Source organism: Spirulina subsalsa FACHB-351 (genome assembly GCF_026130165.1).
In the GTDB taxonomy this organism is placed as follows: domain Bacteria; phylum Cyanobacteriota; class Cyanobacteriia; order Cyanobacteriales; family Spirulinaceae; genus Spirulina_A; species Spirulina_A subsalsa_A.
Window position 1 is genome coordinate 33,503 of record NZ_JAIHOM010000011.1, and the last position, 17,297, is coordinate 50,799.

A 17,297-nucleotide genomic window follows, 5' to 3' on the forward strand; every position below is an offset into this window, starting at 1 on the left:
TTCTACCTTGCCAATTTTGGGGGGGGAGGTGAGGAGATCCCAACCCCAAAAAACCCCCTTACGGTCTACATAACTTAACAATTCTTTAAGAGGTTAGCCCCTAGATTCAGTAGTTCTACGGAGAATCTTTGACTCGGTGAATCGGATTTCCGTGAAACAACGATGGTATATACCCCGTTCAGTTTCGACAATAGAAGTAGTCGGGATTACTAATCTAGGGTAAAGTGTTGGGACTATTATGTTAACTTCTGCTGCATCTCTCCAAACTCGTGGACTTGAATTATTGGTCGCTTACGCTAAAAATCCGTCATTAGAGTTACGGAATCAATTAGTCCGACTCAATTTAGGGTTAGTACGGAAAGTAGCTCATCAGATGAGAGAGCAATGCAATGAACCCTACGAAGATTTAGAACAAACGGGATATTTAGGCTTAATTCGGGCTATTGAACGGTTTGATATTCAACAAGGTTATGCGTTTAGTTCCTTTGCCTTACCCTATATTCGAGGAGCGATGCTGCACTACTTACGGGATAAAGCCAATACGGTGAGGATTCCTCGTCGTTGGCAAGAGTTATATTCTCGGGGGAGAAAGCAGCAGAAGCAGTTAACGGCTTGTTTAGGTTATACACCGAGCGATCGCGAAGTTGCCCAATCCCTAGGCGTTTCCCTAGAAGAATGGCGAGATTGTAAAGCCGCCGCGAAACAATGTAATCTCGTCAGTCTAGACGCTTATCTTACCACTTCCAGTGAATCCCCCCTCACCCTCGCCGACATTTTGCCCGATGGTGATGAGTTTTCCCGTCGCCAACAACAAGAAGATTTCATCAATATCCAAAGCGCCTTAAGTCAACTCAACGACAAGGAAAAACTCGCCATTGAGTTAGTTTTTCTAAAAGAATACTCCCGTCGCGAGGCCGCCCAGGCCATTGGCATTAGTCCCATGACGGTGACTCGTTATGTTAACAAAGGGATGAAACAGTTAGAGTCACTGCTCACCCCCTCACAGGTGGCGTGATGGATGTAGGAGGGAATAAGTTGAAATTTGCTGTCTCACTCATCCACTGTTTTTCTAACATTCAACAGTTCTGATTTTCTACAACTATTTTTTAAGTCGGGCAAGTTCAGCGTTGAAAGCCACTCAGAGCGCTCTCTAATCTTTTAACCAACGGGCTGCATCTTTGGCGTGATAGGTTAAGATTAAATCGGCTCCAGACCGTTTAAAGGCGGTCAGGGTTTCTAGGACAATCTTCTGTTCGTCCACCCAACCATTTAAGGCCGCGGCTTTGACCATTGAATATTCTCCGGACACATTGTAGGCGGCGACAGGTAACTGGGTAATTTCTTTGACCCGCCAGATAATATCCATATAGGCTAGGGCTGGTTTGACCATTAACATATCGGCCCCTTCAGCAATGTCTAATTCTACTTCCTTGAGGGCTTCGCGGCCATTGGCGGGGTCCATCTGGTAGGTTCTGCGATCGCCAAATTGGGGAGCCGATTCCGCCGCATCCCGGAATGGCCCGTAATAAGCTGAGGCGTATTTTGCCGCATAGGACAAAATGGGGGTATCTTGGAATCCGGCCTCATCCAGTCCTTGGCGAATGGCCTGGACAAAACCATCCATCATCCCTGACGGTGCAATAATATCTGCCCCCGCTTTAGCTTGGGAAACGGCCGTTTTTTTCAACAGTTCTAATGTGGGATCATTCAGCACTCGTCCCGTTAAATCGCCCACCTCTAAATAACCACAGTGACCGTGACCTGTGTATTCACAAAGGCAAGTATCCGCAATTACCACCAAATCCGGCACCGCTTCCTTGACGGCTGAGGCGGCTTTCTGGACAATGCCGCAATCATGCCAAGCGCCTGTTGCGTCGTCATCTTTGCTGTCGGGAATACCAAATAAAATAATGCTGGGAATGCCTAAATCGTAAACTTCCTTAGCTTCTTCCACAATTTTGTCTACCGACAACTGATAGACTCCGGGCATAGAGGTCACTTCTTTAGCAACACTGGTACCCGGCACTGCAAATAAGGGATAAATTAAATCATTGACTGTGAGGAGATTTTCCTGCACCATCCGGCGAAGATTAGCCGTTTGCCGCAGACGACGAGGACGTTGAATGGGAAACATAGGGTTTTGATCTAAAAAGTTTGTGTGAAAGTATCTGCTCAAAATAGTTTAAGGCGATCGCGTTCCCCCCTTTGATCCTTTTTTGGTGTTTTGTAATGTTTCGCAACACATCCCCTCACCCAGACCGGAGCGCCCACCGCGCTGTGAATTGATTTCCCCTTGCTATACAATCAGAAAGGAAGCGCGTCACACGAGGATCAAAGCACTATGTCGGATTGGGTTATCTTAGGGGTTGGACTCCTTTTAGGTCTATTGGTTTTCTTCTTTATCTTCCGGATCGTCCTCACTTGGTATCCCCAAGCAGAAACGACTCGCTTTCCTTTTAACGTTGTCGTCCTACCGACAGAACCTTTTTTGGCCCCTACGCGCAAACTTGTACCCCCTGTGGGAGGGGTTGACATTTCTCCCATTTTATGGGTGGCTATTATCTCACTCCTGCGAGAAATTTTGGTTGGACAACAGGGACTTCTGCGAATGTTTTTCTAAACAATCGAGGATGTCAAGCTCTAGCTTCTTCCTCGGTTGCGGTTAAACAATAGTCAAATTTCATCCGTTGTTCGACGCGGTTTAAGAAATAACCGCTCATCATCGCAGAAGCGAGTAAACGCCCGAGTTGTTCCCGATTTGTCGTAATGGTTACGTCGAAATGTTCTGGGGGTAAGCTGCCTAACATCCCGGTAATATTGCCTTCCATCATTTGAATAACTTCCGGGGAAGGTTGGGAGAGACGGGCTATGGTTTCAGGATCAAGGGATTGAACATATTGCCATAAACCATTGCCTTGGTGGGGATGATCTAACATTCCGGGGTTGTGTGGAGTGGAGTTGTTCATCATCGTTATGGGTTAAGGTTGACTGGACGGTTTGTTAATCGCACTTTCAATATAGCTTTTCCCTTCAGGAGGTTGGGAGTGCAAAACCGAACCTTTCAAGCCGGGATTTTGCGAATTTTTTGTGGGTTGACTATAACTGAAATTTATCAATTTGGGGGAGAATTCCCGGGTTTTCCCTATGAGCGATGGGGTTTTAAGGCTTTTCCGTTGCAAATTGTTAAGAACTGCCAAAGAATTGAGTGCTATGACACCAACTTCAAGCTAGTCTAGTCCCTATGTTCCCCTACTAATCCTGATTTTTCGATGAATAAAGAACAGTTAGTCAACGCGATCGCAGCGCAAACCACCACAACTAAGAAAGAGGCAGATACTATCCTCTCCGCAACCTTGGAAACCATTATGGAAGCCGTTGCGACAGGGGATAAAGTGACGCTGGTTGGTTTTGGAAGTTTTGAGGCTCGCAATCGCAACGCTCGCACCGGGAGAAATCCTCAAACCGGAGAACCGATTACCATTCCAGCTACTCGTGTCCCCGCTTTTTCTGCGGGTAAACTGTTTAAGGAAAAAGTGGCTGGGCAGTCTTGACCAGTTAAGCTTGAATGTCCTCTTGTTAAGGTTAGGGAATAGGGAGTCAGGAGTCGGGAGTCGGGGGCTTAAGAATTATTCCCTATTACCGATTGCCTGTTCCCTGTTCCCTTTTTGGGCCTAGGGTTTCCGTTCCTTTCTTTTCTTTCGGAAGGCTTCGCCAAGGTCACGCTCCGCGAACGGAAATAATTGTCAATTATTAATTACTAATTATCAATTATCAAGGCCCTCACCCCCCATCCCGCCATCTCTTAAGGATGAACAGAGATATTCCCCCTCTTGCTCTAAAATGTAAAGCATGGATCTGGGCAAAGGATGGAAGAAAATGGCCGTTAAATTGCGGAAACCTGTGTTGGTGGGAGGAATTACCCTTTCTTTTGGCTTATGGCTGTGGTGGACGATTCAAGACTCCCTCGCGGAAGTGGGAGAGGGGGGAATGCTTTTTTTAACGGCTTTAGGGGGGGGCTTGTGGTGGCTTCAGCGTCGCCGAAAGGGGGGGGTGCTTCCTGAGTCGCCTATTGTGCCGTTGAGTCTTGAACAAGTGCAAAGTGCGATCGCCCAAACCCAAAAACAATTACAAACTCTCTACACAGAAGCGCCTCATCAAGACTACTCGGCCTTATCCCAAGCCCTAGAAGAATTACCCCAAACCTTACAACGTCAAAGGTTAAACCTAGCCATCACGGGACTGGGAAAAGTGGGGAAAACCAGTCTGCTCAGTCATCTCATGACATCCCTTCAAACTCCGGAGATTCACTGGCAGGAAATCCCCCTCTCCTCCTTGGGGGAATCTGACCTAGAAACCCATCTCGCCCCCTTAAAGTCGGTGGATTTGCTGCTGTGGGTGATTACGGGGGATTTAACGGAGAGTCAACACCAAGCCTTACGCTCCCTGAAAGCCAACCATCACCGCACTTTGATTCTGTTCAATAAACAAGACCAATATTGTGCTGAAGATCGCACTTTGATTTTAGAACAAGTGCGCCAACATCTTTGGGGACTGATCCCAGAGCAAGATATTATGGCCATCGCCGCCGCCCCCAGTCCGGTCAAAGTTCGCAAACATCAAGCCGACGGCACCATTGAGGAGTCGTGGGAAGCACAATCCCCCAGCCTTACGGGTCTAAATCAGCGTTTAGGGGAAATTTTGACCGAAAACCCTCAACCACTGGTTTGGGCGACCACATGGCGGCAAAACCAAGGCTTACAGCGCAGGATTAAAGAGCAATTGAACGAAGTTCGACGCGATCGCGCTCTTCCCATCTTGGAACAATATCAATGGGTTGCCGCCGCCACGGCCTTTGCTAACCCTGTCCCCGCCCTCGATATCCTCGCCACCGCCGCCATTAACGCCCAGTTGTTAATAGATTTAGGGGCAATTTACGAGCAAAAACTCTCCCTCAACCAAGCCCAAACCGCCGCCGCCACCCTCGGCAGCTTAATGATGAAATTAGGCCTAGTGGAACTTTCTACCCAAACGATTGCAGGCTTCCTCAAAACCAATGCTATGACTTATATTGCTGGGGGGGTTGTCCAAGGCATCAGCGCCGCTTACCTAACCCGTTTAGCTGGACTCAGTTTAATTGAATATTTCCAAACTCAAGACGCAGATTTAGAAGCTAATCTGACCTTTAACCCCCAGCGTCTGGGCCAAACTCTAAAACAGATTTTTGAGCAAAATCAACGGGGGATAGTATTACAAAAATTTGTTAAACAAGCTATGACTCGCTTAACAGGGGAGAGTGTAAGGCTGACCAGTTAAGTGGGGTTGGCTGAATCAGTCGGGGAGTAGGGGAGCAGGGGAGCGGGGGAGCAGGGGAGCAGGGGAATTGATAATTGATAATTGATAATTGACAATTGACAATTGACAATTGATAATTATTACCTATTCCCTATTCCCTATTCCCTGTTCCCTTTTGGGTGGATTTTTCTCTCGCCGTCGAGTTATCTTGGGCAAAGAGTGGGAGAAACGGAACTATGACATCAATTCCTGAACCAAGTTTAAGGGCGGGGACCGAGGCTTTTCGGGAGGGAAATTATGAGGAGGCGATCGCCCATTTAGAGGGAGTCTGTGCTGTAGAGTTGGATCCAACCGTCCTCAACAGCGCCCAGCAAGCCTTGATTGTCGCCTATTGTAAGACCGAAAGGCCGGCCGAAGCGATCGCCCGATGTAAACAACTGGCCCAAACTCCAGACCTTTATCCTTGGGCTGCCCAAACCTTAGCGGACCTCACCCAGCGCTATCGTAAAGCCAACGCTGCCAACTTTGTCCCCCCCGATGAGCAAACAGCCCAACCTGCCGCCTCCCCTTCTCCCCCTTCTCCCCCCCTCCAGCGCCCCCTACCCGTTGCCTATCAAACCCCACCGGAAGCGGCCCCCTCAGTCTATGTTTCGGGGCGGACTTGGCGCAATGGGGAACGGGCGAAACGATGGAAGAAACTCAAAAGCCCTCGACAATGGAAGTTTTGGCTACGTCAGGCCATCACCTTAGCCCTGTTGCTCTGGTTAGTGAATACCAGCCTAATGTGGGTCATGGAGGGCATCAATGAGGTTCTATGGCGTTTACCTGTTTTAAGGCCTCTGGGCTTGTTTTATCGCAATCCTTGGCCGGTGGTCTGCGGGGTGTTTCTGGTGGTCTTTGTCGCGGCCCCTTGGTTCCTGGAAATCTTGCTGCAACGTCTTTATAAACTCGAACCTCTGCCCTTACACCGTCTGGCCGCCCAGTATCCTGAAACGGCTAAAGTCTTCCAACGGTTAACCCGTCATTATCAGGTTCCCACTCCAAAACTCGCCCTTTTGCCCACAGGTGCGCCCGTTGCCATGACTTACGGTCACTTACCCCGCACGGCTTGTATTGTGCTGAGTGATGCCCTGTTAGAACAGTTAGAAGATGACGAGTTAGCCGCCCTCTTGGCTGCCCAGTTTCGCCCCATTGTTAGCCGCGAGGGATTTTTGATGTCTGGTGCGATCGCCTTTTTACAAATTCCCTTTACCCTCTACTGGCTGATCGCCCAACAGGGAGAGCGATGGCGGGAAAAACCCCCGCGCCACTATCCTCTGGTTGCCATCCCTCTCCTACAAGCTTTGTGTAGCCTAGGGACTACTGTTTGTTATACCTTCTATTGGTTGTGGCGGCTTCCCCTGCTCTATGTTTCCCGTCAGCGTCAATATTATAGCGATCGCTTTGCCGCCCAATTCACAGGCAACCCCAACGCCCTCAGTCGGGCCCTGCTTAAAATGACCATCGGCATCGCCCGCCAGATTGAACAACGGCAATTTACCACCGCCCTCTTAGAGAGTTTTGATCTCCTCATGCCCATCAGTCACCGTCAAGCCCTGACTTTGGGCAGTGTACCCGATACTAGCCCCTTTAGCGACCTATTGCGCTGGGACTGTACCAACCCTTACCGCCACTGGCTCGCCCTCGTCAACTCCCATCCTTTATTAGGCGATCGCCTTTATCTCCTCAACCGCTACGCCAACCACTGGAAACTCCAGCCAGAGGTCGATCTTCCCACCCTCATCCCCCCTCCCAAAACCCCCAAAGATCATTGGTTCAAACTGAAAAACAGTTACACCGCCCTACCCATCCTGCAAAGTGCCATCCTCTCCGGCCTCGGTTTCGGGTTACTCGCCCGCCTGATTTTAGCCGCCATTGGCTTACTCAGTGACCTCCTCAGCCCTTGGGTGCGCCTTCCCCTCTGGCGTTTAATTTGGTTCTATAATGCTCAACCCGTATTAATTAACGCCTGTATTCTCGCCGCCTTTAGTTTGAGTTTAATTGTCTGGATTAACGGCTACTTCCCCGATATTCGCATTTCCCCCTCCCGGGAAGATCCCCGTCTAGAGGACTTAATCCGTCCCTCCCACTCCGTCCCCCCTAAAAGTTATCCCGTGCGCTTAAAAGGGCAATTAATGGGGCGACAAGGGCTACAGAATCAACTGTTACAAGACCTGATGCTAAAAACCGATAGCGGTTCGATTAAGCTTCATTTTTTCTCCAAGTTAGGCCCACTGGGAAACTTGCTCCCCCTCGCCCCCCATCCGAGCCAGTTTATCGGTCAAATGGTCACGGTTAGCGGCTGGTTTCGTCGAGGCAGTACCCCCTGGATTGATGTAGATATCATTCGCACCCAATCAGGACAACAAACCCAAAGCGGTTATCCGGTCTGGGTGACGATTTTAGCGGTTCTCTCTGCTATGGGAGCGGCTTATTTTATTTGGCAAGCCTGACTTCCTTAACCATTGATCATTGTTCCCGACTCCCGATTTGGCGCTAAAGCGCAACTACGAACCCGATTCCCTATTATTCCCTAACCCTGACCAGAGAACATTCAGGCTTGTCACTCGTGAGCCAGCCTACACCCTCTCTGAGTCCCCCTTTTGATAAAAATGTAAAGAAATGTTGCCAAATTGCAAAATATCTGTTACATTTGTTCACATAAGAAATACAGCGTTTCGGATTTTGCCTAAACCTCTGGCTCAGTCGGGTATGCGTAAACTCTGTCAAACATTTGTATCTCAATATCTCCTCCCAATACAGCAAGCTCAAAGTCAAGTCGTGAAAACGGCTTGCTTTTTCTATGTAGGGCTTGCTGAATAACTTGGGGAGCAGGGGAGCCGGGGAGTCGGGAATAATTATCAATTATCAATTATCAATTATCAATTATCAATTCCCCGAACTTTTTGGGAGCTAGGGAAGTCTAACTTATAGACCGTCCTTTTCCAGTCCTCGGTAAAAGCCGCCAAGGACGTGGCTTGTATCCCATGAATCTTGGTCAAATTGACCAAGGGTGATAGGATTTGAAGAATTGTTAACCCTCACACTTGAATCAAACCCAGTACAGTTATGAAAGGATCATTGCTCCAGCAAACAACCCGCCCTCTTTTATGGACTCTGCTCTTAGCAGGCTGTACCCTTGGCCTGTTTTCTCAACCTGTTTATAGTGAGGTGCAGGTCGCCCAAGCAGCATCTAGAACGCAACAACTCAATGATTTTTTGCGTCGCGGTCGGGAATTAGTGGATGCGGGAGATTATAGTAATGCGATCGCCGTTTATCAACAAGCGATGCAACTCGACAGCAACAATGCGCGGATTTTCTCAGGTATTGGCTACCTACACGCCCGCCAAGAAAACTACAGCGCCGCCGTTGAAGCGTACCGCCGCGCCATTGCCCTAGAAGCCAATAACGCTGATTTTCACTACGCTCTCGGCTATAGTTTGGCGAAAACGGGGGACTATGCCAGCGCAGCCACCTCTTACCAGCGCGCTATCCAACTCGCCCCCAATGATAAAGAGAGTTATTTAGGATTAGCCGTCGTTCAACTGCGCAGTGGCAATTATGAAGGGGCGATTCAAACCTATGAACAAATCATTGCCAAAGACCCCAATAATAGCGCCGATATTTATGGTCTAGTGGGAACGGTGTTAGTAGAACGGCGACAACTGGATAAAGCCATTGCTCTGTTGGAACAAGCAGCCGAAAAGTTCCCCAGTAACGTTCAATTACGCTTACCCCTTGCCGTTGCCTTCTTAGAACAAGGCAATTATGACCGGGGTATGGCTGTTCTAGAGAGAATTATAGAACTCGATCCCCGCAACGCGATAGTTCATCTGCAAATCGGCAAGATTCGCGCTGCCCAAGGAGATATAGAAGGGGCGGAAGAGTCCTATCGTCGGGCTTCTATTTTAGATCCTCAATCGGCAGATGTTCAGAGGGCTGTAGGAGATTTTTGGCTGGAACAAGGTCAATTGTTAATGGCTAGTACAGCCTACCGACGAGTGACAGAGTTAATCCCTAATGACCCTGAAGCCCATTTTAAACTGGGTTCGGTTTTGCGCGATCGCCGACGTTCTGCCGATGCCCGCGAAGCCCTAGAAACAGCCCGCAAACTCTATCAAGCCCAAAATAATCGTCAAGGGGTAGCCAAGGTCGATGAATTATTGAGTCAGTTCCGTTAGGTGGGATGACTTGACAAAATACACACCAGCCCAATTGCTTTAATTTCGCTCAACTCACTAGGGGAATATCCTCCCTAATCGGTTGGGATATTCCCTCTAACCGTTTCGGGGGGAATCTGTCACCATAAAGATCAAGTCACTCAGGTAATGTCCCATGAAAAAGTTGGTTGAATCCTTTTACGTTTGGTATCGCAAAACCCTACGAAACACCAAATATCGCTGGTTTCTCATTGGCGGCACCCTTCTTTATCTCATCAGTCCTATTGATATTTCCCCCGACTTTATCCCTATCATTGGCTGGATTGATGACGGGATTATTGCCACGGTTTTGGTCACGGAATTAACTCAATTAGTCCTGGAGAACCGGAAACGCCGCAAAGAAGGCAATATGACCCAAGAGGAGGGAGGGGTGAAAGCGGAGTCAGAAGTTGTGGTGGATGTTGTTGCGGAACCATCAACCTCTGCTAAAGTTTAACGTTTTTGAGGGAAGATCGAACAGTCCGGCAAAGTGCCTCTAACCTGCATTCTTTCGTCGGACCGTTCGATAGTCCACAGGGCAAGGATTTCAGCCTTTTTTCTCGAGGAAATCGCGATGAGTTTTGGTCAATTTTGGTTAGTGTTCGCAAACGGGGTCTGGACATCTTGTCCTGTGGGGGTTTAGAACGGGGGGTTTCCCCTTCACCGGGGGACTAAATTGAACCCAGAAAAAACCGGACTTCTCCTAGAGAAACCCGGTTTTTTCCTATTTCCTGCCCCCACTCCAACCCGAGAAAATGGGGGCGCAATCGTGAATCAAATCTAGATCACATTCGAGTTTTTAACCAGTCCACAATAGTGGGCGGTAAATCCCGTTGTACCTTACCACTGACATACATCCCAATATGTCCCACCGGGAAAGATTGCACCGTGTAATCCTTCGTCGTCACATACTGTTGTAACGCCAAAGAAGACTCCGGCGGCACTAAATGATCCTTCTCCGCATAAAGATTTAAAATCGGCATAGTCAAGTTACTTAAATTCACCTGTTTATCCCCAATCATTACCTCCCCTTTAATCAACTTATTCCCTTGATAAAAGTCTTTCATGAATTGGCGATAGGTTTCCCCCGCTTGGTCTGGACTGTCAAAAATCCATTTTTCCATCCGCAGGAAATTCAAGATTTTATCCTCACTATCCATGATTTCCGGGAAGTCTAAATACTTCTGAATCCCCAACTGTCGCGGTTTCAACATTAAAAACTCTAGATTGAGATAATCTCCCGGAATATTGCCCAAAGAATCCACCATTAAATCTACATCTAACGCTTCCGCCCCTAAAGTGCATCCACCCCGCATATTTAACAAACTATTGGGCATATTAAAGTCCACTGGGGCAACCATCACAATGAGGTTTTTGACCTTCTCAGGATAGAGAGAACTATAACACAAGCTAAACGTTCCCCCCTGACAAACCCCCAAAAGATTCACCTTCTCTAACTGGTTGGTTTCCCGGATAAAATCAACGCAATTGTCAATATAACCGTTGATATAATCATCTAAGGTTAACCAACGATCAGCCCGTGTGGGATAACCCCAATCAATCAAATAAACATCTAAGCCCAATTTTAACAAATTCGCCACAAGGGAACGATTTTCCTGTAAATCCACCATAAAAGGACGATTCACAAGGGCGTAAACAATCAAAACAGGAACAGCCAAAGGCTTTTTGACCACAGGTTTAAAGCGATACAACGTGATTTTATCTTCCTGATAAACCACATCCTTGGGACTTGCGCCAATCTCAATATCTTCTTCCCGCAAACGGCTTAGATTTTCAATTCCTTTGACTAACTTTTGTGTCAGTTCCGTGTATTCGTGGGTGGTATCTTCTAAACCCATTTGGGTTAAAAATGGTAACATAATTCTGAAGACTCCTTGTAATAAATGCCAACATTCCGGGGAAAAGTGGGGCGGAAAATTCGCCACAGTAGGGGAGAGACAATGGTCAATTAAGGGATGAGAATAGCAGTGGGAGGTCATCATTTTTCCTCCTGAATCATGTCCCTCTTCCTTCACTTGTGGCTATTTTCAAACAACCAAACTCCAAATCAATGCTGAGGTGAAATAGCGAAAAAATACTATCTAAAAAAGTGCTATTTCGTCCTATTTGTGCCATTTGATGCTATTCGTAGGTTGGGTGTAGCGATAGCGAAACCCAACAAATCTTAGCCTAAGTCAAGCCAAAAAGCCATTTGATGCTATTCGTAGGTTGGGTGTAGCGACAGCGAAACCCAACAAATCTTAGCCTAAGTCAAGCCAAAAAGCCATTTGATGCTATTCGTAGGTTGGGTGTAGCGACAGCGAAACCCAACAAATCTTAGCCTAAGTCAAGCATCAGTACCTTTGGACTTTTCTGCTTTATTGGTCGTCGCGGTTTTAGTGCCTTTGGATGAGGAAGTAACCTCCTGTTGTACATTCTTTTGGGCGAGGTCTTTTTTCAGTTGCTTAAGTTCCTTGCGCAGTTCATAGATGGTCTTGTGCATCTCATCAACTTCACTGCGTAAAGGCATATTCATGCTTTGGAGAAACAGTTCCATTAACTGTTGCTGTTCCAAACGGTAAGCACTTAAAGCATTTAAGAAAGCACCGCGAATTTTTAAGTTTTCTTCCTGACAAAATGCCTCCCCAAAAACATCATCAGCAATTTCACTCCAAACTTGTTGGAATTGCTTCCATGTTTGAATGGCTTCGCCTTTTTCTGCCCGCGAGATCAAGTTTTGCATTAAGGCTTCAAAGGAACGCACCTGAATATCTGCCAAAACGACTTGATAGTTAACACTCGCTTGATTGAGGTTTTTCCATGCCTCAAAACTGCGGACTAATTTTCCGTTAAATTCTCGCGTTGGTCCAAGAATCGGACTTTGCATTAAACTGCCAAAGCTTTCCTCATAGAATAAGTTCCAGTAGAGGTTATTTAACTCAATCCAAGCGGAACTGTTCCCGGTTGCGGCTTTCCCCATTGTCCCTAAATGGAGTCCCATTGGATCTAACCACAGTTGGGTAAATTTTTGCACTTGTTGTAAGTAAAGTTGCCACATTTGGGCAACATCTTGATTCATTTGTAGGTTGCCGTGGCTTACATTGTCCAGTTGTTCCCGCATTTTTTGGGCGTACTGACTCATGGTTTTTGTCCAGTCGCCGCCGCTTTCGAGTTGGGGAAAAATATCTTTCCACGCATCAAAGGATAGTTTAACAAACCGCAGCCATAAATCTTGATTATCCAGATAACGATGGGTGAATTTATCCAGTTCAGGCTGAACATCGCCAAAGGGTTTGGCGGTGGAAACTGTTCCCATAAAATCAAACCAGTTCCGCCATACTTGGGTACTGGTTTCTGTCCAAGTATTGACCACTTCACTGGCCATATTACTCCAGTTTTTATTGTTGTTGGTCATAATGTTTTCCTCGTTTTTTGTTAAAACAATTGCGTCAGAGGTGGGGAGAGGGGGAGCAGGGAAGTCGGGTGTAATGTTATTGACTAACTTTGACTAACTTTAGCCAGAAACCGGGTTGCATTCATTGTCTAGTTTTCTCGATACACCCTAGCAAAAACCCGGTTTCTCATGTCAATTGTCAATTGTCAATTATCTATTCCCTATTCCCTGTTCCCTGTTATCAAGTATGGTGTGCGCCATTGACGCGCAGGACTTCCCCAGAAACGTAGCTACTGGCGACGGGAGAGAGGAGATAGGCTACAGCCCAAGCAATATCTTGAGGTTCTCCAAAGCGTCGGAAGGGGATTTCTGCGGTGATTTTGTCCCGTACTTTGTCGGGGATGGCTTGAGTCATTTCGGTGTTGATGAATCCGGGGGCGATCGCATTAGCCCGCACTCCATAGCGCGCACATTCCCGCGCCAAGGATTTGACAATACCAATCACAGCCGCTTTTGTCGCCGCATAGTTCGCTTGTCCGGCATTGCCGCGATCGCCGGAAATGGAACTAATGGCCACAATTGACCCCCCATTCTGCTCATACATCCCTTCAATAAAGGGCTGGATGGTATTTTTAACCCCTTTTAAATTCACATTAATCACCGCATCCCAATCAGCATCAGTGAGTTTGGTAAAAAAGTTATCCCGGGTGATGCCTGCATTGGCCACTACACCATACACCGGCCCCAGTTTCTCCGTAATCATTTGGGCGGCCGCCTGCATAGATTCTAAACTGGTGACATCGGCTTCAACTGCCAAAGCTTTCCCGTCGTCGTCAGAAATCACAATGTCGGTATAGGCCACTTTTGCGCCCAAATCCAGCAACAAGTTGACAATGGCTTTACCAATGCCCCGATTTCCACCTGTGACAACGATGACTTTATCTTCTAATCCGAGAGATACCATATTAATTTTGCTCCTAAACTGATGAAAGACAATCCCCCCTCACCCGGCTTGGGACAGGGGGAATAGTGGGTTTAAACTCGTTCTAAGGCGATCGCCGTTCCGCCCCCGGTACCATGACACAAGGCCGCAATCCCGCGTGTTTTATCCTGTTCCTGTAGGGCATTTAACAGGGTGACAACAATCCGCGCCCCCGATGCACCGATAGGATGGCCCAAGGCGATCGCACCCCCATTCACATTCAACTGCTCATGAGGCACTCCCAGCAACTTGTTAAACAACAAATTACTAACCGCAAACGCCTCATTGTTCTCAAACAAATCGAAATCTGCTATACCCATCCCCAACTTATCCAGCAGCTTCTTCGTGGCATAAATCGGCACTTCTGGGAAACGCCAACTTTCGCCCCCCGCCCAAGCACCCCCTAACACCTTCGCCAACGGTGTTAAGCCATAACGCTCCACCGCCTCCCCACTGGCGAGAATTAACGCCGCCGCACCATCCGAGAGTTGGCTACAATTACCAGCCGTTAACACCCCATCCGACTTAAACGCCGGGCGTAACTTAGCCAAACTTTCCAGTGTCGTCTCCGCCCGAATCCCCTCATCACTATCCAGTAACTTGGTTTCCTTCTTCACCCGCACTTCCACCGGGGCAATTTCCGCCTTAAAAGTTCCTCGCGCCGTCGCCGCCGCCGCCCGTTGTTGGGAATAAGCCGCCACCTCATCGAGCGCCTCACGGCTAAAACCATGATCCGCCGCCAGACGTTCCGTTTGTTCTCCCATCCCCTCACCCGTCAGAGAATCCGTCAAACCGTCATAAATCAATAAATCCGTTAACGGTTCCGGCGCACCCAACAGGGTTTTATAGCCCCAACGCGCCCGGGCTGAAAGAGCAAAGGCCGTCTGAGACATGGATTCCATGCCCCCAGCCAACACCACATCCGCCTCCCGCGCCTGAATGGTAATCATCCCGTTATAAATGGCCATCATCGCCGAGGAACACACCATATCAATGGCATAACCATCCACACTAGGAGGGATACCCGCCTTAATTGCCGCTTGACGAGGGAGCAATTGCCCATGTCCTCCCCGTAGGACATTGCCCATAATGTAGAGATCGAGGTTTTCTGGGGCAATGCCTGCCTTTTGGAGAGCAGCCGCCATCGCATGGGCTCCCAATTCAGTAGGCGCAAATCCCGACAAGCCACCCCCAAAACGACCTAGCGGAGTGCGCACGGCGGAGACAATATAAGTTTCAGTCATGATAATCCTGCAAAATGATTGATTATCGAGGTTGAGAAAATTCTAGTTTGCTTAGTTTCTCCTTTGATTAAATACAATTACCAACCAGAGCAGGCTTGATCTTCCAATCAACCCACTAATCCTTTTACGGCTATTGTTTCAATCAAACAAGCCTTAAGATAACATTTAAAGATCCCCTGACTCTAGTTTTTCGCAGGGTTAAAACAATTCTTTTCTTTTCTCAATATTTATTCATAAACATTAAGAAAAAATGAAGGGATCACGCAATAAAATTAAGTATAAAATACAACCCATTGCGATAGAATTAAACCGGATTTAATTCCGACCTTTAAAGTCGGATTTCTAAGGATATTTTATCCTAATTACTCGCATCATGATAGGCTTGACAATATTTTCCACGAACTCCTCCCGTAACATCTTGTTAAAAAACGTAATTCTCGGATTTCCTGAATACTATAGTCTGTAGACTGAGCGTCTCTATATCTGAGACAATGCTCTTATGACAAAAATTAATAAAGCTTTGGGTCAAGTTCTGATTAAGTACAGAACATTGGCAAAAATTTCCCAAGAAGAGCTTGCTGACAGAGCAGGTATACACCGCACCTATGTTAGCCAGATAGAGCGCGGCTTGAAATCACCTACTTTATTGATTTTGTTTAAGATTTCAGAATCTTTAAACACGACTCCCAGTATTTTGCTGTCTGAAGTTGAACAGATATTAGATGATATACATCCTTAAACCAAATTTTAATATTGACTGCGGGTTTAATTTGAATGGAAACCACGTCAATTCAGCCTTAGATCAAACCAATAGATTTTTAGAAACTATCCCTTCAACCGTTTACAAGAACATTGATTATAAAACCACAAGCTCTATTGTGGGTTCTATGTTTTGTCACGCTATAGCAGATGTAGTAGGTGCAATAGTTAATCCTATCGAAAAAGGACATCCTGATATTATTCCAATCGCAGGAAAAGACGCATTAGAAGGAGAACTTCGTAATTATCCTGTAGGACTTGAGGTTAAATGTACAGTCGGCAATATTCCTAAAGGTTCTAAATTGAGGGCTGGAGAACCTAGAATTAATGCTTTAGTGGGGATTACATGGCAGGCTCATCACCAAGAAGTTACTAAGCTGTTGGGCTTAGTGTGGGATTTTGTTGCCAGTGAATATGAATTTAACTATCCCAAAATTACAGCAGCTTTTTATGCAGATAATCTGACTATAGAGGATTGGGGTAGAATTAGTGGCACTAAAGGTCGAAATACAAAAGTGACAGGGATGAAAACAACCGGAAAACAAAAGATGGGTCAAGGGTGGGTGGCTCTAATTGAAGATCCTTTGTATAGAGAACGTTATCAAAAGATTCTGAAATTTTCTATTGAAGAAAATTAAAAAAGGCTAAGTTGCTGGCTTGCTTTGTTAGACCGATAGTAGATGAATTCTTTGCTAGTTTTACCTGCTACGCTCTTTAACTCTAGTAAGGGTTTAAACGGTAAATAATCTCCTTGATACCCTTCACAAAATATAATTTCTCCCTTTCTTTCTTTTGACCATATTGCTAAGTTTTGATAATTGATCAGATGGCTGCCATAGCGATAACCTTTACCTGCATCATCTTTGTACGGTGGATCAATAAACCAAGTCGCTTCTATGTGAGGAGCCATAGTATAATCACCGTGAATAATCTGCCAGTGCTTAATTTTAAATAAGTTATCTGACATATATCGCTTACTGATTGCCCAATTTCTAGCCAGTACCGGAGTTACTTTAATAGTTTTATAGTGAAACGCCATTTTTGTGGCAGCGTGGACAATATGAAGAAACTCAGAGCTTTTTTCTCCAATTTTTAGATCGGGAAGGCTTTTGATTTCAGATGCAGTCGCATAATAAATCAACCATCTCCAAATCTCAAAAACACGCTCATCTCTCTCAACTAAAATAACTTTTCTTTTCCAGTTTCCTCCATAGAGAGAATAAGCGGCTGATCCTGCAAAAGGTTCAATAATTGTCTCAAAATTAGGTAATGGATAATGTTTCGCGATTTGCTTTTTTCTGCCGTAGTAGTAGAACATATGCTTGCTAGGTTTTGAATACTATGGTATTCAGTTTGTGTGCAGGAGTCAAGAGAACACACCTGACAA

The 17,297-nt window shown here is 46.6% G+C and carries 16 protein-coding genes; 9 read left to right on the plus strand and 7 right to left on the minus strand.

The window, feature by feature from the left end:
• The first annotated feature begins 238 nt into the window (after positions 1-238).
• Positions 239-1,015 carry a sigma-70 family RNA polymerase sigma factor gene (locus K4A83_RS03385; protein WP_265262994.1) on the plus strand — a complete coding sequence of 259 codons (777 nt, stop codon included), beginning with the start codon at positions 239-241 and terminating at the stop codon, positions 1,013-1,015.
• 135 nt (positions 1,016-1,150) lie between these two features.
• Here K4A83_RS03385 and hemB read toward each other — a convergent pair whose 3' ends face one another.
• The gene (hemB, locus tag K4A83_RS03390; RefSeq protein ID WP_265262995.1) at positions 1,151-2,134 is read right to left on the minus strand and encodes a porphobilinogen synthase; all 984 of its coding nucleotides are present in this window, start codon (positions 2,132-2,134) and stop codon (positions 1,151-1,153) included.
• A gap of 207 nt (positions 2,135-2,341) precedes the next feature.
• On the opposite strand from hemB, the gene K4A83_RS03395 reads away from it, so the two are divergent.
• Complete coding sequence (locus K4A83_RS03395; protein WP_265262996.1) at positions 2,342-2,620, plus strand: YggT family protein; 279 nt, start codon at positions 2,342-2,344, stop codon at positions 2,618-2,620.
• A 13-nt stretch (positions 2,621-2,633) separates the two neighbouring features.
• On the opposite strand, the gene K4A83_RS03400 is transcribed toward K4A83_RS03395, so the two are convergent.
• The gene (locus K4A83_RS03400; protein WP_407809803.1) at positions 2,634-2,966 is read right to left on the minus strand and encodes a DUF760 domain-containing protein; all 333 of its coding nucleotides are present in this window, start codon (positions 2,964-2,966) and stop codon (positions 2,634-2,636) included.
• 303 nt (positions 2,967-3,269) lie between these two features.
• On the opposite strand from K4A83_RS03400, the gene K4A83_RS03405 reads away from it, so the two are divergent.
• The 5 genes from K4A83_RS03405 to K4A83_RS03425 all read left to right on the plus strand — a co-directional run bounded on the left by K4A83_RS03405 (position 3,270) and on the right by K4A83_RS03425 (position 9,988).
• Entirely contained in the window at positions 3,270-3,551 is a 282-nt protein-coding gene (locus K4A83_RS03405; RefSeq protein WP_265262998.1) for an HU family DNA-binding protein, read from the plus strand.
• 325 nt (positions 3,552-3,876) lie between these two features.
• Entirely contained in the window at positions 3,877-5,313 is a 1,437-nt protein-coding gene (locus K4A83_RS03410; protein ID WP_265263000.1) for a YcjF family protein, read from the plus strand.
• A gap of 215 nt (positions 5,314-5,528) precedes the next feature.
• Positions 5,529-7,784 carry a M48 family metalloprotease gene (locus K4A83_RS03415; protein ID WP_265263001.1) on the plus strand — a complete coding sequence of 752 codons (2,256 nt, stop codon included), beginning with the start codon at positions 5,529-5,531 and terminating at the stop codon, positions 7,782-7,784.
• 616 nt (positions 7,785-8,400) lie between these two features.
• Entirely contained in the window at positions 8,401-9,513 is a 1,113-nt protein-coding gene (locus K4A83_RS03420) for a tetratricopeptide repeat protein (RefSeq protein ID WP_265263003.1), read from the plus strand.
• A gap of 154 nt (positions 9,514-9,667) precedes the next feature.
• Positions 9,668-9,988, plus strand: coding sequence for a YkvA family protein (locus K4A83_RS03425; protein WP_265263005.1), 321 nt, complete (start codon positions 9,668-9,670; stop codon positions 9,986-9,988).
• A gap of 328 nt (positions 9,989-10,316) precedes the next feature.
• Here K4A83_RS03425 and phaC read toward each other — a convergent pair whose 3' ends face one another.
• The 4 genes from phaC to phaA form a co-directional block, all read right to left on the minus strand.
• Positions 10,317-11,411, minus strand: a complete 1,095-nt coding sequence (gene phaC / locus K4A83_RS03430) for a class III poly(R)-hydroxyalkanoic acid synthase subunit PhaC (protein ID WP_407809804.1) — start codon at positions 11,409-11,411, stop codon at positions 10,317-10,319.
• Positions 11,412-11,878: 467 nt separating this feature from the next.
• A complete protein-coding gene (gene phaE / locus K4A83_RS03435) occupies positions 11,879-12,946 on the minus strand; it encodes a class III poly(R)-hydroxyalkanoic acid synthase subunit PhaE (protein WP_265263007.1) in 1,068 nt (355 codons plus the stop codon).
• A 220-nt stretch (positions 12,947-13,166) separates the two neighbouring features.
• Positions 13,167-13,889 (minus strand): acetoacetyl-CoA reductase PhaB, encoded by a 723-nt coding sequence (gene phaB, locus K4A83_RS03440; protein WP_265263008.1) that lies wholly within the window; start codon positions 13,887-13,889, stop codon positions 13,167-13,169.
• A gap of 71 nt (positions 13,890-13,960) precedes the next feature.
• Complete coding sequence (phaA, locus tag K4A83_RS03445) at positions 13,961-15,151, minus strand: acetyl-CoA acetyltransferase PhaA (protein WP_265263009.1); 1,191 nt, start codon at positions 15,149-15,151, stop codon at positions 13,961-13,963.
• A 499-nt stretch (positions 15,152-15,650) separates the two neighbouring features.
• Between phaA and K4A83_RS03450 the strand changes: the two genes are divergently transcribed.
• Together K4A83_RS03450 and K4A83_RS03455 are read left to right on the plus strand one after the other, a co-directional pair.
• Entirely contained in the window at positions 15,651-15,890 is a 240-nt protein-coding gene (locus tag K4A83_RS03450) for a helix-turn-helix domain-containing protein (protein ID WP_265263010.1), read from the plus strand.
• Positions 15,874-16,548, plus strand: coding sequence for a hypothetical protein (locus K4A83_RS03455; protein ID WP_265263011.1), 675 nt, complete (start codon positions 15,874-15,876; stop codon positions 16,546-16,548). The genes K4A83_RS03450 and K4A83_RS03455 overlap by 17 nt, the downstream gene beginning before the upstream one ends.
• Here the strand turns inward: K4A83_RS03455 and K4A83_RS03460 are convergent.
• Positions 16,545-17,228, minus strand: a complete 684-nt coding sequence (locus tag K4A83_RS03460; RefSeq protein ID WP_265263012.1) for a hypothetical protein — start codon at positions 17,226-17,228, stop codon at positions 16,545-16,547. The genes K4A83_RS03455 and K4A83_RS03460 overlap by 4 nt on opposite strands.
• Positions 17,229-17,297 lie beyond the last annotated feature (69 nt).

What these genes read in the sequence shown, in the direction of transcription:
- K4A83_RS03385 (WP_265262994.1), top strand. Translation starts at nt 239, where the DNA reads ATGTTAACTTCTGCTGCATCTCTCCAAACTCGTGGACTTGAATTATTG.
- hemB (WP_265262995.1), bottom strand. Translation starts at nt 2,134, where the DNA reads ATGTTTCCCATTCAACGTCCTCGTCGTCTGCGGCAAACGGCTAATCTT.
- K4A83_RS03395 (WP_265262996.1), top strand. Translation starts at nt 2,342, where the DNA reads ATGTCGGATTGGGTTATCTTAGGGGTTGGACTCCTTTTAGGTCTATTG.
- K4A83_RS03400 (WP_407809803.1), bottom strand. Translation starts at nt 2,966, where the DNA reads ATGAACAACTCCACTCCACACAACCCCGGAATGTTAGATCATCCCCAC.
- K4A83_RS03405 (WP_265262998.1), top strand. Translation starts at nt 3,270, where the DNA reads ATGAATAAAGAACAGTTAGTCAACGCGATCGCAGCGCAAACCACCACA.
- K4A83_RS03410 (WP_265263000.1), top strand. Translation starts at nt 3,877, where the DNA reads ATGGCCGTTAAATTGCGGAAACCTGTGTTGGTGGGAGGAATTACCCTT.
- K4A83_RS03415 (WP_265263001.1), top strand. Translation starts at nt 5,529, where the DNA reads ATGACATCAATTCCTGAACCAAGTTTAAGGGCGGGGACCGAGGCTTTT.
- K4A83_RS03420 (WP_265263003.1), top strand. Translation starts at nt 8,401, where the DNA reads ATGAAAGGATCATTGCTCCAGCAAACAACCCGCCCTCTTTTATGGACT.
- K4A83_RS03425 (WP_265263005.1), top strand. Translation starts at nt 9,668, where the DNA reads ATGAAAAAGTTGGTTGAATCCTTTTACGTTTGGTATCGCAAAACCCTA.
- phaC (WP_407809804.1), bottom strand. Translation starts at nt 11,411, where the DNA reads ATGTTACCATTTTTAACCCAAATGGGTTTAGAAGATACCACCCACGAA.
- phaE (WP_265263007.1), bottom strand. Translation starts at nt 12,946, where the DNA reads ATGACCAACAACAATAAAAACTGGAGTAATATGGCCAGTGAAGTGGTC.
- phaB (WP_265263008.1), bottom strand. Translation starts at nt 13,889, where the DNA reads ATGGTATCTCTCGGATTAGAAGATAAAGTCATCGTTGTCACAGGTGGA.
- phaA (WP_265263009.1), bottom strand. Translation starts at nt 15,151, where the DNA reads ATGACTGAAACTTATATTGTCTCCGCCGTGCGCACTCCGCTAGGTCGT.
- K4A83_RS03450 (WP_265263010.1), top strand. Translation starts at nt 15,651, where the DNA reads ATGACAAAAATTAATAAAGCTTTGGGTCAAGTTCTGATTAAGTACAGA.
- K4A83_RS03455 (WP_265263011.1), top strand. Translation starts at nt 15,874, where the DNA reads ATGATATACATCCTTAAACCAAATTTTAATATTGACTGCGGGTTTAAT.
- K4A83_RS03460 (WP_265263012.1), bottom strand. Translation starts at nt 17,228, where the DNA reads ATGTTCTACTACTACGGCAGAAAAAAGCAAATCGCGAAACATTATCCA.